This is a genomic window from Paraburkholderia sp. (genome assembly GCF_050742655.1).
Lineage (GTDB): Bacteria > Pseudomonadota > Gammaproteobacteria > Burkholderiales > Burkholderiaceae > Paraburkholderia.
The window spans coordinates 81,098-95,319 of record NZ_JBOIGG010000021.1; the positions used below are offsets into that span (position 1 = coordinate 81,098).

Genomic DNA, 14,222 nt, shown 5'->3' on the forward strand with positions numbered 1-14,222 from the left:
AAACCGTTTGATCGCTGCGGCTACATCAGCCGCAGCGGCCCGCTTTCGCTGTTGTCGATGAGCGGCAGCGCGAGCGAGCCCGGCAGTTCGTAGTGCCACCACTCGCTCTTGATGTGCGTGAAGCCGGCCGCGTGCATCACGCCGAGCAGCAGCAGGCGATTGCGCTGCACCGCCTCGGGCAGCCCGGGGTGAAAGTGTTCGGATTCGATCGTCATCGCGTCGAAGGCAGTGCCCATGTCGAGCGCGCGGCCCGATGCATCGACGAGCGTCAGATCGAGCGCGGTGCCGCGGCTGTGATTCGAGCCTCGCACGAGATCGGCGACATAGGTCGGGTCGGGCAGGAAGTCCCACAAGACTTGTTGCGCCTGCGGCGGCCGGTACGCGTCGAAGATGCGCAGCGTCATGCCGGTCTGCCGCGCGATGGCGACCGCTTTGCGCAGGCAGGCTTCGGCCGGTTCGAGCAGCAGACAGTGCGCCGCCTTGTAGATCGGCTTGCCGGTGAAGTTGTGCGGCGTCGCGTAGACGAGGTCGAGGTCGGCGCCGTGGTTCGCGGAAGTGATTTCGATCAGTCGGGAAGCGGTCATGGAAAAGTAATCGGAGTTTTTGGGAGCTGTGCTAAAGCGGGCCGAGATCGAACTGCTTCAGTTCGCCCTGCAACTCGCGGTTGCGCGCGATGCGTCCATCGATCGTTGGACCGAGCCGCTCGACGATCGTGGTGATCAGCAGGTTGAACAGACACGTGAACGGCGCGAGCGAATCCCAGAACTGGCCGACGTCGGTTTTCACCTGCAGCAGGTCGCACGGGAATTCGCGTGCCCACGGGCAGTAGAGATCGGTCACGAGCGCGAACGGCAAATCGCGGCGCGACGCCGCTTCGCAGTAGTGCCGTGCGATGCGCGAATACGCGCGCGTGTCGGTGACGACGAGGTACGGCGCGTCGAACCCGGAGTTCAGCGAGTCGACGTACGAGCCCGACATGCCGTCGGAGTAGAACACGCGCGGCCGGATGTATTCGAGGTAGCTGTGGAACGCGTTGCCGATGCCGCGGGTCGACTGGATGCCGAGGATGTAGACCGCGTCGGCCGTCGCGATGCGTTCGGCGACCTGCGCGAACATCGGCGACTGCGCGAGCTGGTACACGTGACGGGTCGCGTCGAGTTCGAGATCGAGTGAGTGCGCGAGCGCGGCGTCGCGGAAGGGGCCGGGTGTGCTTGCCGTGCCGAGTTGTGTGGAGAGGCGGCGGTACTCGTCGAGCCGGTCGGTGATCATCCACGGGCGCTGCTGCGCGCCGCGCAGTTCGCGCTTCAGGTCGTCGAGATTGCGGTAGCCGACGCTGCGCAGAAAGCGCCCGACCGAAATGCCACTGGTGCCCGTCTGCTGCGCGATCTGGCCGGCCGTCTCGAGCCCGAGGCGGTCGACGTTCGCGAGCATGTAGCTCGCGATGCGCTTCGAGGTCGGCGTCAACGCGGCAAAACGGGCTTCGACGGTCTGGGCGAATGCGGTCGACATGACGGGGTGGCTGGTTATCCGGTTGTCATTTCGTTTTGAGATGTCATGCATCTAACAGAGCCAATAAATTCAGCGCCAGCTTAAAGATTCAATTAAGTATGCGGAATCAATAGTTTTGGTCTTGTTCAGCGTGGCGCCAGCGCGCGACATACCGCATCACGAAGCGCACGCGTTCGTCGACCGGCACGAAAGGTGAGACTGTCCAGGAGCCGCGCGTGAGCGGTCCGCACAACGCATCCGGAGCGGTAAAGGTGAGCGTTCCCAGGAGGTGGAGTTCGCGCGATCGCTGCGGCACGCGTGCGGTGAGACGATCCAGGAGAGCACGTGATGCAGCCAAAACGGCGCGAGGCCCATCCGGCCAGGCGTTGCGGCCGGTTTGGGCTGCGCGGCTAGCGTGTCGTTCGGATTGCGTTCAGCGCGAAAGGTGAGACGTTCCAGGAGAACTGGGAGGCCAGTTCGGAGCGAAAGGTGAGCGCGTCCAGGAGACGGGCAGTGAAGCTGAACAGCGCAGAAAAAACGCGAAAGGTGAGACTGTCCAGGAGGTGCCGCGCATGACGCGCGATGGTGCGCGTCATGCGCATGTTAAGCGATCCCGCGTTGCGTGGTTAGCCGGGTTCGCCAAGTCATCAGCCCCGCACAGGCACGCTGCGCGCGAACCTCCGCGCACCGGCCACGCACGCAACGACGGCCACCGTCACCGCGATCATCGCCGGCGGCACCGGCTCGTGCAGCAGCAGGGACGCGAGCAGCAGACCAAAGAACGGCTGCAGCAATTGCAGTTGACCGACCCCGGCGATGCCACCCAGCGCGAGCCCGCGATACCAGAACACGAAGCCGATCAGCATGCTGAACAGCGACACGTACGCGAGGCCCCACAGCGCCGCGTGACTCACGCCGTCGAGCGTCGCGGGCCGCATCCACCACGCGAGCGGCAGCATCGCGGGCAGCGACAGCACCAGCGCCCACGAAATAACCTGCCAGCCACCGAGATGCCGCGACAGTCGCGCGCCCTCCGCATAACCGAGGCCGCAGACGACGATCGCCGCAAGCATCAGCGCATCGCCGACGGGCGATGCATTGACGCCGTTGCGGATCGCGAACGCGACGACCGCCGCGCTGCCGAGCGCCGAGAAAAACCAGAACGCGGGCTGCGGCCGTTCGGCGCCGCGCAGCACGCCGAAGATTGCCGTCGCGAGCGGCAGCAGACCGACGAACACGATCGCGTGCGCCGACGTGATGTGACGCAACGCGAGCGCGGTCAGCAGCGGAAAGCCGACCACCACGCCGAGCGCGACGATCAAGAGCGGCACGATATCGCGGCGCATCGGCCGGCTCCCGCGGAACACGACGAGCAGCCCGAGCGCGAGTACGCCGGCGATCGCCGCACGCGCGAGCGTCAGGAACAGCGGGTCGAGCCCTTGCACGGCCAGCCGCGTGGCGGGCAGCGAGCCGCTGAAAATCAGCACACCAAGGAATCCGCTTAGCCAGCCGTTTGTCGTCTTGTCCATCGAGATGTTCCTGTTTGCCTGTCGTGCCTGTCGAGGCCGAAACCGAAACAGCAAGCATCCGCCGTCGCGACGAAAAAGGTAAGCTACGCTTGAAGACAATTCATTCGAACTGTACTTACGAAGGAGCAGTACAGATGGCGGAAGACATGCCGGACACCGCGACCGCGACCGCTTCCGGTACCCGGGTGCGCACGGTGATGGACGCATTGCGCGAGCGGATCGCGAACCGCTCGCTGATGCCGGGCGCGCGCGTGCCGTCGCTGCGCACGATGACGGGCAGCCTCGGCGTATCGAAATCGACGGTGGTCGAAGCGTACGACCGGCTGGTTGCCGAAGGCGTGCTGGTCGCGCGGCGCGGGTCGGGGTTTTTCGTGTCGGGGCATGCTCCGCCGTTCACGCTCGCGGATCTCGGACCGCGGCTCGATCGCGCGGTCGATCCGCTGTGGCTCACGCGGCAATCGCTCGAGGCCGACGACCACGCGCTGAAGCCGGGCTGCGGCTGGTTGCCCGCATCGTGGCTACCGGAGGACGGCGTGCGCCGCGCGTTGCGCGCGATTGCGCGCGACCCGGCCGCGCCGCTCGCCGAGTACGCGGTGCCGTCGGGTCTGCCGGCGCTGCGTCAACAGCTCGCGTGGCGTCTCGCGCAGCACGGCACTGAAGCGCCGCCCGAACAGATCGTGCTGACCGACTGCGGCACCCAGGCGCTCGATCTCGTGTGCCGCTTCCTGCTCGAACCGGGCGACACCGTGCTGATCGACGATCCGTGCTACTTCAATTTTCATGCGCTGCTGCGTGCGCATCGCGTGCGCGTCGTCGGGGTGCCGTATACGCCGAACGGGCCGGATCTCGTGAGTTTCGAGCGCGCCCTCGTCGAGCATCGGCCGCGGCTCTACGTCACGAACTCGGCGCTGCACAATCCGACCGGTGCGACGCTCGCGCCCGCGGTCGCGCATCGTGTGCTGAAGCTGGCCGGCGAGCACGATCTGCTGATCGTCGAGGACGATATCTTTGCTGACTTCGAAGATGATTTCGCGCCGCGTCTGGCGGCGTTCGACGGGTTGTCGCGGGTCGTGTCGATCGGCAGTTTCTCGAAGACGCTGTCGGCGGCCGTACGCTGCGGCTATATCGCCGCACGGGCCGACTGGATCGAACCGCTCGTCGACCTGAAGCTCGCGACGTCGTTCGGCAACGGCCAGTTGACGGCGAGCGTCGTGCATCGGCTGCTGGTGGACGGCACGTACCGGCGGCATCTCGAGACGCTACGTGCAAAGCTCGCCGATGCGATGGGTGAGACCGTGCGCCGGCTCACCGCGGCCGGCGTCGAGATATGGACGCGGCCGCGCGGCGGCCTGTTCGTGTGGGCGGGCCTGCCCGACGGACTCGATGCGGCCAACGTCGCGCGCCATGCACTCGGCGCGAACGTCGTGTTCGCGCCGGGCAACGTGTTCAGCGTGTCGCAGAGCGCGGGCAGCTTTCTGCGTTTCAACGTGTCGCAGTGCAATCGTCCGAAGGTCTACGACACGCTGCAGCGCGCGATGGAAGCGGCCGCGAAATCCCGCGTGCGCACCTGACGCAAGCCGTCACTGCTTGCGCAGCGGGTGATCCTCGAGCAGCCACGACAGCGCGAACGCCAGCGCCATCACGCATGCAGCAACGACATACACCGTGTGCAGCGCACCTGCAAAGGCCTGCAGGTAATCGCTACGCAACGCGGCGGGCAACTGATGGATCGTCGTCGGGCTGAGCGCGTGCGGCAGTTCGGTGCCGGCCGGGATGATCTGTTCGAGCCGCGCGGTGAGGCCGTTCGAGAACACGGCGCCGAACACGGCCACGCCGACCGAGCCGCCGATCGAGCGGAACAGCGTCGCGCCCGATGTCCCGACACCGAGGTGCTGCGGCGCGACGCTGTTCTGCACCGCGAGGATCAGCACCTGCATCACCATGCCGAGCCCGCAGCCGAGCAGCGCCATGTACGCGTACATCACGGAGAGCGGCGCATCGATCTTCAGCGTGGCGAGCAGCGCCATCGCGATGCCGGCGAGCAGCGTGCCGACGATCGGGAACATCCGGTACTTGCCGATCCGGCTGATCAGACGACCGGCGACCACCGACATCGCGAGCATGCCGCCCATCATCGGCAGTAGCTGCATGCCGGCCTCCGTCGGCGTCGAGCCCTTGACCACCTGCAGATACAGCGGCAGGAACGTCACGGAGCCGAACAGCGACACGCCGACGATGAACCCAATCAGGCTCGACAGCACGAACGTGCGCTCGCGGAAGAGGGCGAGCGGCATGATCGGTTCGACCGCGAGCCTTTCTTCGTAGATGAAGCCACCGATCGAGATCAGCCCCATCGCGAGCGCGCACCACAGTTCCGCCGACGACCACGGCAGCGTCGTGCCGCCGAGGCTCGTGAACAGGATGATGCAGGTGAGCGCGGTGGCGAGGAACGCGGCGCCCATGTAGTCGATCGTGTGCCTGATGTGTGCGGTGTGCGGCTTGAACACCGCGCCGATCACGCCGAGCGCGGCCACGCCGAGCGGCACGTTGATGTAGAAGATCCAGCGCCACGACAGATGCTCGACGAGAAAGCCGCCGAGCAGCGGACCGATCACCGTCGCGAGACCGAACACGCCACCGAATACACCCTGATAGCGACCGCGTTCGGCGGGCGGCACGACGTCGGCGATCGCCGCCATCGTGATGACGAGCAGACCGCCGCCGCCGAGTCCCTGCAGTGCGCGCAGCAGGATCAGCTGGGTCATATTCTGCGCGACGCCGCACAGCGCCGAGCCGACGAGGAAGATGCCGATCGCCGCCTGCAACACGACCTTGCGGCCGTACAGATCGCCGAACTTGCCGTACAGCGGCACGACGATCGTCGACGTCAGCAGGTACGCGGTGACGACCCACGACAGGTTCTGCAATCCGCCCAGATCGCCGACGATGGTGGGCAGCGCGGTCGACACGATGGTCTGATCGAGCGCGGCGAGCAACATGACGAGCAGCAGCGCCGGAAACAGCAGGCGCAACGGCGGATGCCCGTGGCCGCCGGCAGCGGCCACGGGTGAAGGAACGGCAGCATCAGCACTCATGGCAGGATGAGTCTTGAATTTAATTAACACGGAGATTAATATATTCGAAGATCGGAAGATCGTCAAATGGAACGTATGATTGAAGGTATGACCACGAAAAGCACGACCGGCACGACCGCCGCACGGCCCGCCGCCAGACAGAAACAATCCAAACCCGAACCCGCACCCGCGCGCCGGCCTGGTCGGCCAGCGGGCAGCGCGCGCGGGCCTGAGCAGCGGGCCCGGCTGCTCGACGTCGCGCTGACGCTGTTCGCGCAGCGCGGCATCCTTGACACCACGCTGGGCGAGATCGCCCGCGAGGCTGGCTTCACGCCGGCGATGGTGCATTACTACTTCAAGACCCGCGACCAGTTGCTCGACGTGCTGATCGACGAGCGTTTCGTGCCGCTGCGCGCCGAACTGGGCAGTCCGTTTCGCGAGCATCCGGACGACCCGGTCGCGGCGATCGCGTACCTGGCGCAACGGCTCATCGATGTCTCGACGCGCCATCCGTGGTTCCCGCCGCTATGGGTGCGCGAAGTGATCAGCGAAGGTGGTCTGTTGAAGCAGCGCATGCACGAACGCTTCGGCACCGCGCACCAGCGGGCCGCGCTCGCCGCGATCAGGAAGTGGCAGCGGGAAGGGCGGCTCGACCGTGACCTCGAGCCTTCGCTGGTGTTCACATCGGTGCTCGGGTTGACGATCGTGCCGCTCGCGATGTCGAAGAAGTGGCGCAACGATCCATTGCGCAAGTCGCTGAGCCCGGACGACATCGCGCGTCACGCGGTCGCGCTGCTGACGCACGGCGTTGCGCCGCGCTAGCCGCTATTACCTTTTGCTGTCCGCGAACAACCGCTCGGTCAGAAAATCGACGAACACGCGCAGCTTCGGCGACAGCTGTTTGCTCGACGGCCACAGCACCGAGAACTGTCCTTCGTGTTCCAGACAGGCGTCGAGCACCGTGCGCAGCGTGCCGTTGCGCAGGTCGTCGCGGACGAGGAAGTCGGGCATGTAGCCGATGCCGAGACTGAGCACCGTCGCGCCGCGCAGCGCTTCCATGTTGTTAAAGGTGAGCGCGACCGGGAGCATGTTCATCAGGTTCGCGGGCTGATCGCGGAAGTGCCAGTCCTGCAGCTTGCCGGTGGTCGGAAAACGAAACCGCAGGCACGCGTGCTTCGCGAGATCGGCGGGGACTTTCGGTACGCCGCGCCGCTCGAGATAGTCGGGCGTCGCACACAGCACGAAGCGAAACGGTCCGAGGCGACGCGCGGTCAACTGCGAATCGGCGAGGTCGCCGCTGCGGATCGCCGCGTCGAAGCCGCCTTCGATCACGTCGACGATCCGGTCGTTGAAATCCAGCTCAAGCTCCACATCCGGATAACGCGCGGTGAATTCCGGCACGACTGGCAACAGAAAGCGGTAGCCGATCGTCGGCAGTGTCACGCGCAGCCGGCCGCGCGGGGCGGCGTTGGCCTGCAGCATCATCGTCTCGGCGTCGGTCAGCGCGTCGAGAATACGACGGCAACGTTCGTAGAAGCGCTCGCCGTCGTCGGTAACGCTGACGCGGCGCGTGCTCCGCTGCAGCAACCGCACGCCGAGATGCGCCTCGAGCCGCGCGACGCTCTTGCCCACCGCCGACGCCGACAGTCCGAGCCGCTGCGCAGCGCCGACGAAGCTTTGCGCTTCGACGGTATGCACGAACGCGACGATGCCGGTGAGATTTTCCATAGCGCTGCCTCGCGGAAAGCTTTAACCAGATTGAGGAATTTAATTCCGTAGTAATTGTACTTTGAAGTCGTTTATCGATTGGATGTCCGTAATTAGACTGGCCAGCGTCGAGCCACTCTTTTATGGAAAAAACGCCATGACTTCATCGATCGATCGATCCGAGGCGGCACGCCGGCTGGTGCTGCTCGGGGTGTGCTGCGCGGCCGTCGTGCTACCGCTCAGCTTCTCGGCGGGCGCCATCGCGACGCCTGCGATCGGCCGCGCGCTGGGCGGCGGCCCGGTCGCGCTGAACTGGATCACCAACGCGTTCATGCTCGCGTTCGGCAGTTGCCTGATGGCTGCCGGCGCGCTGTCCGACCAGTTCGGCCGGCGCCGCGTATTTTTGTCGGGCATCGCGGCATTCGCGGTGTTTTCGCTGCTGCTCGCGGCGGCGCCCAGCATCGTGTGGGTCAATCTGTTGCGCGGTGCTCAGGGTATTGCAGCGGCCGGCGCGTTGGCGGGCGGATCGGCCGCGCTCGCGCAGGAGTTCGAAGGCCGTGCGCAGGCGCGCGCCTTCAGCCTGCTCGGCACGACGTTCGGCGTCGGGCTCGCATTCGGGCCGGTGCTCGCGGGCGGCCTGATCGAATGGTTCGGCTGGCGCGCGGTGTTCGCGTCGACCGCGGTGCTCGGTACCGTCGCGTTGTCGCTTGCGGCGCCGCGGATGCGCGAGACGCGCAATCCATCAGCGGGGCGGATGGACTGGCCGGGCATCGTCAGCTTCACGGCGATGCTGTGCCTGTTCACGGTCGCGATTCTCGAAGCGCCGGCCATCGGCTGGACGCATCCGGCGATCTGCGCGCTGTTCGCGGCGGCGGCGTTCGCGCTCGTCGCGTTTATCGCGATCGAGCGCCGCACCGCGCATCCGATGCTCGACCTGTCGCTGTTCCGCTACCGTCGCTTCATCGGCGTGCAGATGCTGCCGATCGCGACCTGCTACTGCTTCGTCGTGCTGCTGGTGCTGCTGCCGATCCGCTTCGTTGGCATCGATGGGCACACGCCGTTCGCCGCGGGCCTGATGATGCTGGCGCTGTGCGGCCCGATGTTGTTCGTGCCGCTGCTCGCGGTGCGGCTCACGCGTCACGCGTCGCCGGGTGCGGTGTCGGCGAGCGGACTGCTGGTATCGGCGGCTGCGCTTGTATGGCTTGGTCGCGTGCCTGCCGATACGCCGTTCGCGATCCTGCTGCCGATGGTCGTGATCGGAATGGGTGCCGGCTTGCCGTGGGGTTTGATGGACGGTCTGTCGGTGAGCGTCGTGCCGAAGGAGCGCGCGGGCATGGCCACCGGTATTTTCAGCACGACACGCGTGGCCGGCGAAGGGCTCGCGCTCGCGATGGTTAGCGCGGCACTCGCCGCACTGGTCGGGTTGCGTCTGCGGGCCGCGCTGGCCTCGACATTGGGTATTGAAAGCAATCCGGACAACGGTCTTGCCGCCGCCGCACAGCAACTTGCCACCGGCGATCTGGCCGGTGCGGCGGCGCGTCTGCCTGGCTTGCCGGTCGGTGTACTACGCGAGCACTACGCCGATGCGTTTCGCTCGCTCACAGACGGGCTGGCGTTCGTGACCGTGCTGGCTGCGCTCGCGACGCTGTACTACCTGCGTAGTGATGCGCGGACCGCGACGCGCATGCCTGCGAATGCATTGCCCGACGAGCATTGACGTGCAGTCTGAAAACACCCAGACCTAAAGATTTGTAAGTTCGTGCCGTAAAAAAGCGAACGACTGCTGCAAACGTTTGCCGCGCGACCGTGCCGCTACCTGCCGGCGTCCCCGCGCGGCACGTTTGCGAGGAGCCGCCTGTCTTCCGGGTTTCCCGGGCTTTCCGGTACGAACTACACATCACTCATGCACATCCGCTCGTGGCGCGGCGCCGGTATCGGCGCAAAACTCGCTTTCTTTTCATGTGCGCTGGTCGCGCTGATTTTCGCCGTATTCACGTGGGCGCTGACCCATTCGGCTGCGACCCAGGTCAACGACGAAGCGCTTGCCAGAATGCGTAGCGAGGACCGCGCGGTCGCGCAGACGATCGCGCTCTACAACCGCGGCCTGATCGCCGAAGCCGACCGCTTCATGACGCTGTTCGCGAGCTTTCTGCCGGGCCCGTACGCGCTCGACGAAACGCAGAAGGTCGACATCGGCGGCGCGGCGACGCCCACGTTCAAGGCCGGCGATCGCCCGCTGAATCTCGACTTCACGATTCCCGACCAGTTCTTCGAGCGCAGCGGCGCGATCTCGACCGTGTTCGCGCGCACCGGCGACGACTTCATCCGCGTGACGACGTCGCTTAAGAAGCAGGACGGCACACGCGCGATCGGCACGCTGCTCGACCGCAATGCGCCCGCGTATGCGCGCATCGTCGCGGGCCAGCCGTTCAGCGGCCTCGCGACACTGTTTGGCAAGCAGTACATCACGCAGTACCGGCCGGTGACTGACACGAGTGGTCGCGTGATCGGCGCGCTGTTCGTCGGCGTCGACGTCAGCGGCGAAATCGCGGCCGTGCAGGACGACATCCGCGGACTGAAGATCGGCGCGAGCGGCTATTACTTTGTGATCGATGCATCGAAAGGCGCGGGCCGTGGCCAGTTCCTCGTGCATCCCGCGGCGGCCGGCAAGCACGCCGATGACGCGAACGGCCCGTACAGCCAGATGCTCGAAACGGGCAACGGCGAGCTGTCGTATGCGTCGGCGGACGGCACGCTCGGCGAAACAGGCGCGCGCGACAAGCGCACCGTGTTCGTCACCGTGCCCGAGTGGCAGTGGCTGGTTGGCGGTGTTGCGTATCGCGACGAACTGATGGCCGGCATCGACGCGACGCGCAACCGCTTCCTGCTGATCGGCTTCGTGCTGGTGCTCGCATTCGCGGCCGCGTTCGTGTTCGCGGTGCGCGCGCTCGTCACGCGGCCGCTCGATGCCGCGGCGAAAGCGTCGGAGCGTTTCGCGGCCGGCGATCTAAGCGTGCGGGTCGCGAACGGGCAGGAGCGTGGCGACGAGATTGGCCGCCTGATGCTCGCGATCGACGGCATCGGCCGTGGTCTCGCGAAGATCGTCGCGCAGGTGCGCGGCGCGTCGGCCGACATGACCGACGGCACCGAACGGATCGCGACCGGCAGCGGCGACATCGCCGCACGGATCGCGACGCAGGCGAGCAGCCTGGAGGAAACGGCCGCGAGCATGGAGCAACTGACGTCGACGGTCCAGCAGAACGCGGCGCACGCGGCGCAGGCCAACACGCTCGTCGAGAGCGCGGCGCAAGCGGCGCTCGACGGCGGCGCGGCGGTCGAGCGCGTCGTGTCGACGATGGGCGAGATCAACCGGTCGGCGCAGAAGATCGCCGACATCACGGCGGTGATCGAAGGTATCGCGTTCCAGACCAACATCCTCGCGCTAAACGCGGCCGTCGAATCGGCGCGCGCGGGCGAGCACGGCAAGGGCTTCGCGGTGGTGGCCGGCGAAGTGCGCGCGCTCGCGCAGCGCAGCGCCGCCGCGGTGAAGGAGATCGACGCGCTGATCGCCGATTCGGTCGGCAAGGTCGATGTGGGTTACCGGATCGCTGGCGATGCACGCACGACGATGCAGGCGATCGTCGAACGAGTGGAGAAGGTGCGCACGATCATGGCCGACATCGGCGTCGCATCGCGTGAGCAGTCGGGCGGCATCGAACAGGTGAACCTCGCTGTCACGCAGATCGGCGAAGCGACGCAGCAGAACGCGTCGCTCGTCGGCGCGGCCGAGCATGCGGCCGCGGATCTGCGCGAGCAGGCGGCGCGGCTCGCGCAGGCGGTGAGTGCGTTCCGGCTGGATTAGCGTAATCAGCGAGAGCGAGCATACGTGCGGTAGCGATACGGCGTCGCGCCGCGCACCTCGACGCTGTCGATCATCACGAAGTCGGCGGGCAGCGCGGGGAAATGCGCGTCACCATCCACCTGCAGATCGATTTCAGTCAGGTGCACGAGGTCCGCGTACGGCATGAACATCGCGTAGATCTGCTGGCCGCCCGCGATCAGCGCCTGCGGTCGCGGGTCCGCTGCAATCGCCGCCGACGCTTCGGCGAACGACGCGACGCATCGCGCACCCGCAATATCGCGAGCCTGCGTGCCAATCACGACGACGTCGCGATCCGGCAGCGGCCTGCCGATCGATTCATACGTCTTGCGTCCCATCACGACGAGTTGCCGCACGGTCAGTTCGCGGAAACGCTTCTGCTCGCCGGGAATCTTCCACGGGATATCGTTTCCGCTACCGATCACGCGATTGACCGCCGTCGCGGCGACCATCACGATCTGCTTGCCTTCCAGCATCGTTGCCTCGGGTTGCGTGGACCGGCGATTATTTTACGGCGCGACGCCATGCCGCGTCGCACCGTCGCCGCTACTTCATCGCCGACGCATTCTTCACCGCACACTGCGCAACCACCTTCTCGCCATCGCTGAACATAAACATCAGCGGCACCGTCGAGCCGACCTTCAGCGGCTTGCGCGGCTGTTCGAGCATCACGTGATAGTTGCCCGGCGCGAACGCCAGCGTGCCGCCGGCCGGCACGGCCACATGGTCGATCATCGCCATCGACGACGTGCTGCCGTTGCTCTGCGTCTGATGCAGCATCGCCATGCCGAACGCGTCGCTCGTCACGCCGGTCAGGTCGATGGACTTGTCGCTCATGTTCATTGCACTGAAGTAGCCGCCCGACGGCAGGTTGCCCGGCAGTGCGCGAATCCAGCAGTCCGAGACCATCATCGCGGACGGGGCGGCGGCGAGCGCGGGGACGGTCGTGCCGCACAGCGTGGCGACCAGCAAGGTTTTCATCGAAAGGTTCATGGTGTTGCTCTCCGGGAAATAAATGCCATGGTACGGTCAAGACGCGATGGGGTCAGGCGTGCGGCCGAACACGAGACGATCAGCAAGCCACACGACGACGAGCGTCGCGCCCATCAACGGAAATACGATGCCGAGCAGTACGAGCCCGGCCTGCCAGCCACGCATCGGCGGCGCCGCGCGTTCGCGTGCCGGCGCGGCGAGCACGCCCTGCGTACGTTGCACGCGTGACGGTCGACGCATCCACCACATCGCGAAGCCGGTCACGGCCATCGTTGCAAGCCCAAGCGACAGCACCGTGCACACGATCTGGTTCGCCAGCCCAAAGTAGCGCCCCATGTGCAGCGACGTGCCGTACGACACGGCCTTCGACACCGCACCGTAGTCGCGATAGCGGATGTCCTTCAACACCGCGCCGCTGTACTGGTCGAGATAGAGCGTGCGCTCCTGCTGCGGATCGGACGGGAAGTACGATACCGCGAAGACGCCATCCGGCGACGTCGGCAGCGCAATGTCGTAGCCGCCGGTCAGGCCGAGCGCGCGCAGCGACTCGACGACTCGTGCGAGCGGCCATGCTGTCCCTGCAGCGACGGGCTCGGCGTCTTTAGCTGCCGCAGGCGCATCGGGCGAGTGCGGCACCGGCACCGCGCCCGTGGCCCATGGCACGTTCGACAGCGGCAGATCGTCCATCGTCATGCCGGGCATCGAGTCCATATCCGACGACGCATGCTGCGTAGCAGGCATCGCAGTCGCACCTGGCCGCGTCGAATGCAGCGTGGACCCACCCCATGCACCTGGCGGCGAGCCGAGGTTAACACTCGTCGCAAGCGATTTGAGCTGCTTGCCCCACGAGCCCGTCCACGGCAACCCGGTCAGCACGAACGCCACCGCGCCCACGGCGAGCCAGATCCCGAGCGCCGCATGAAGACTCTTCCAGCGCGCGCGGCCGGGCAGCGACAGACGCGGCAGCAGCGCGCCACGCAATGTCGCACCCGCTCGCGGCCACCACAGCGCGATGCCAGTCGCGATCATCACGAGCGTCCAGCACGCGACCAGCTCCATCAGCAGCTCGCCCGGTTTGCCGAGCAGCAGCTTGCGATGGATCATCCGGTCGACCTGCATGAAGCGGCGCTCGACCGACAGCGTGCCGAGTACCGTACCGTCGTACGGATTCAGATAGACGCTCTCCTTGCCGCCGTGCGGCACGCGGAACACGAACTCGGCGCTGCGATCGGGCGCCGTCGCGATGCGTGCGGCGACGGCCGTCGAGCCAGGCGGCAGCGCGGCGCGTGCTTTCGCGAGCAGCGCGTCTTCGGTCAGACGTGGCGTCGATTGCGGCGTGACGATCAGTCGATGCGGGTACAGCAGCGGTTCGATCTGCGGCTGAAAACAGTACACCGTGCCCGTGATCGCGAGGATCACGAGGAACGGCATCACGAACAGGCCTGCGTAGAAGTGCCAGCGCCATAGCGTCCGGTAGCCGCGGCCTGGCAGAGTCGCAGTGGATGAAACAACGGAGCGACTCGAATCGCGCATCGAAGAAGTAGACATGGC

The 14,222-nt window shown here is 66.3% G+C and carries 12 protein-coding genes; 4 read left to right on the forward strand and 8 right to left on the reverse strand.

Annotated elements, in window-relative coordinates; genetic code table 11:
* Positions 1-20: 20 nt before the first annotated feature.
* The 3 genes from ddpX to ACREXZ_RS25575 all read right to left on the reverse strand — a co-directional run bounded on the left by ddpX (position 21) and on the right by ACREXZ_RS25575 (position 3,017).
* A complete protein-coding gene (gene ddpX, locus ACREXZ_RS25565) occupies positions 21-584 on the reverse strand; it encodes a D-alanyl-D-alanine dipeptidase (protein WP_431766912.1) in 564 nt (187 codons plus the stop codon).
* A 31-nt stretch (positions 585-615) separates the two neighbouring features.
* Entirely contained in the window at positions 616-1,509 is an 894-nt protein-coding gene (gene sapR / locus ACREXZ_RS25570; protein WP_431766913.1) for a sap1 transcriptional regulator SapR, read from the reverse strand.
* A gap of 626 nt (positions 1,510-2,135) precedes the next feature.
* Positions 2,136-3,017 (reverse strand): DMT family transporter, encoded by an 882-nt coding sequence (locus ACREXZ_RS25575; protein ID WP_431766914.1) that lies wholly within the window; start codon positions 3,015-3,017, stop codon positions 2,136-2,138.
* Positions 3,018-3,151: 134 nt separating this feature from the next.
* On the opposite strand from ACREXZ_RS25575, the gene ACREXZ_RS25580 reads away from it, so the two are divergent.
* Entirely contained in the window at positions 3,152-4,588 is a 1,437-nt protein-coding gene (locus ACREXZ_RS25580; RefSeq protein ID WP_431766915.1) for a PLP-dependent aminotransferase family protein, read from the forward strand.
* 9 nt (positions 4,589-4,597) lie between these two features.
* Here the strand turns inward: ACREXZ_RS25580 and ACREXZ_RS25585 are convergent, their stop codons facing one another.
* Positions 4,598-6,112: an MDR family MFS transporter gene (locus ACREXZ_RS25585; RefSeq protein ID WP_431766916.1), complete on the reverse strand. Its 1,515-nt coding sequence runs from the start codon at positions 6,110-6,112 to the stop codon at positions 4,598-4,600.
* Between the two features lie 87 nt (positions 6,113-6,199).
* On the opposite strand from ACREXZ_RS25585, the gene ACREXZ_RS25590 reads away from it, so the two are divergent.
* Positions 6,200-6,913 (forward strand): TetR/AcrR family transcriptional regulator, encoded by a 714-nt coding sequence (locus tag ACREXZ_RS25590; protein WP_431766917.1) that lies wholly within the window; start codon positions 6,200-6,202, stop codon positions 6,911-6,913.
* A gap of 6 nt (positions 6,914-6,919) precedes the next feature.
* Here the strand turns inward: ACREXZ_RS25590 and ACREXZ_RS25595 are convergent, their stop codons facing one another.
* On the reverse strand, positions 6,920-7,819 hold the full coding sequence (locus tag ACREXZ_RS25595; protein ID WP_431766918.1) for a LysR family transcriptional regulator: 900 nt from the start codon (positions 7,817-7,819) through the stop codon (positions 6,920-6,922).
* A 136-nt stretch (positions 7,820-7,955) separates the two neighbouring features.
* Between ACREXZ_RS25595 and ACREXZ_RS25600 the strand changes: the two genes are divergently transcribed.
* Both ACREXZ_RS25600 and ACREXZ_RS25605 read left to right on the forward strand, forming a co-directional pair.
* Positions 7,956-9,515 carry an MFS transporter gene (locus ACREXZ_RS25600; RefSeq protein WP_431766919.1) on the forward strand — a complete coding sequence of 520 codons (1,560 nt, stop codon included), beginning with the start codon at positions 7,956-7,958 and terminating at the stop codon, positions 9,513-9,515.
* A 186-nt stretch (positions 9,516-9,701) separates the two neighbouring features.
* Positions 9,702-11,660, forward strand: coding sequence for a methyl-accepting chemotaxis protein (locus ACREXZ_RS25605; RefSeq protein ID WP_431766920.1), 1,959 nt, complete (start codon positions 9,702-9,704; stop codon positions 11,658-11,660).
* 5 nt (positions 11,661-11,665) lie between these two features.
* On the opposite strand, the gene ACREXZ_RS25610 is transcribed toward ACREXZ_RS25605, so the two are convergent.
* The 3 genes from ACREXZ_RS25610 to ACREXZ_RS25620 all read right to left on the reverse strand — a co-directional run bounded on the left by ACREXZ_RS25610 (position 11,666) and on the right by ACREXZ_RS25620 (position 14,219).
* Positions 11,666-12,154: a dihydrofolate reductase gene (locus ACREXZ_RS25610; protein ID WP_431766921.1), complete on the reverse strand. Its 489-nt coding sequence runs from the start codon at positions 12,152-12,154 to the stop codon at positions 11,666-11,668.
* Between the two features lie 70 nt (positions 12,155-12,224).
* Positions 12,225-12,671, reverse strand: coding sequence for a copper chaperone PCu(A)C (locus ACREXZ_RS25615; RefSeq protein ID WP_431766922.1), 447 nt, complete (start codon positions 12,669-12,671; stop codon positions 12,225-12,227).
* Positions 12,672-12,707: 36 nt separating this feature from the next.
* A complete protein-coding gene (locus tag ACREXZ_RS25620; RefSeq protein ID WP_431766923.1) occupies positions 12,708-14,219 on the reverse strand; it encodes a PepSY-associated TM helix domain-containing protein in 1,512 nt (503 codons plus the stop codon).
* Between the last annotated feature and the right edge of the window lie 3 nt (positions 14,220-14,222).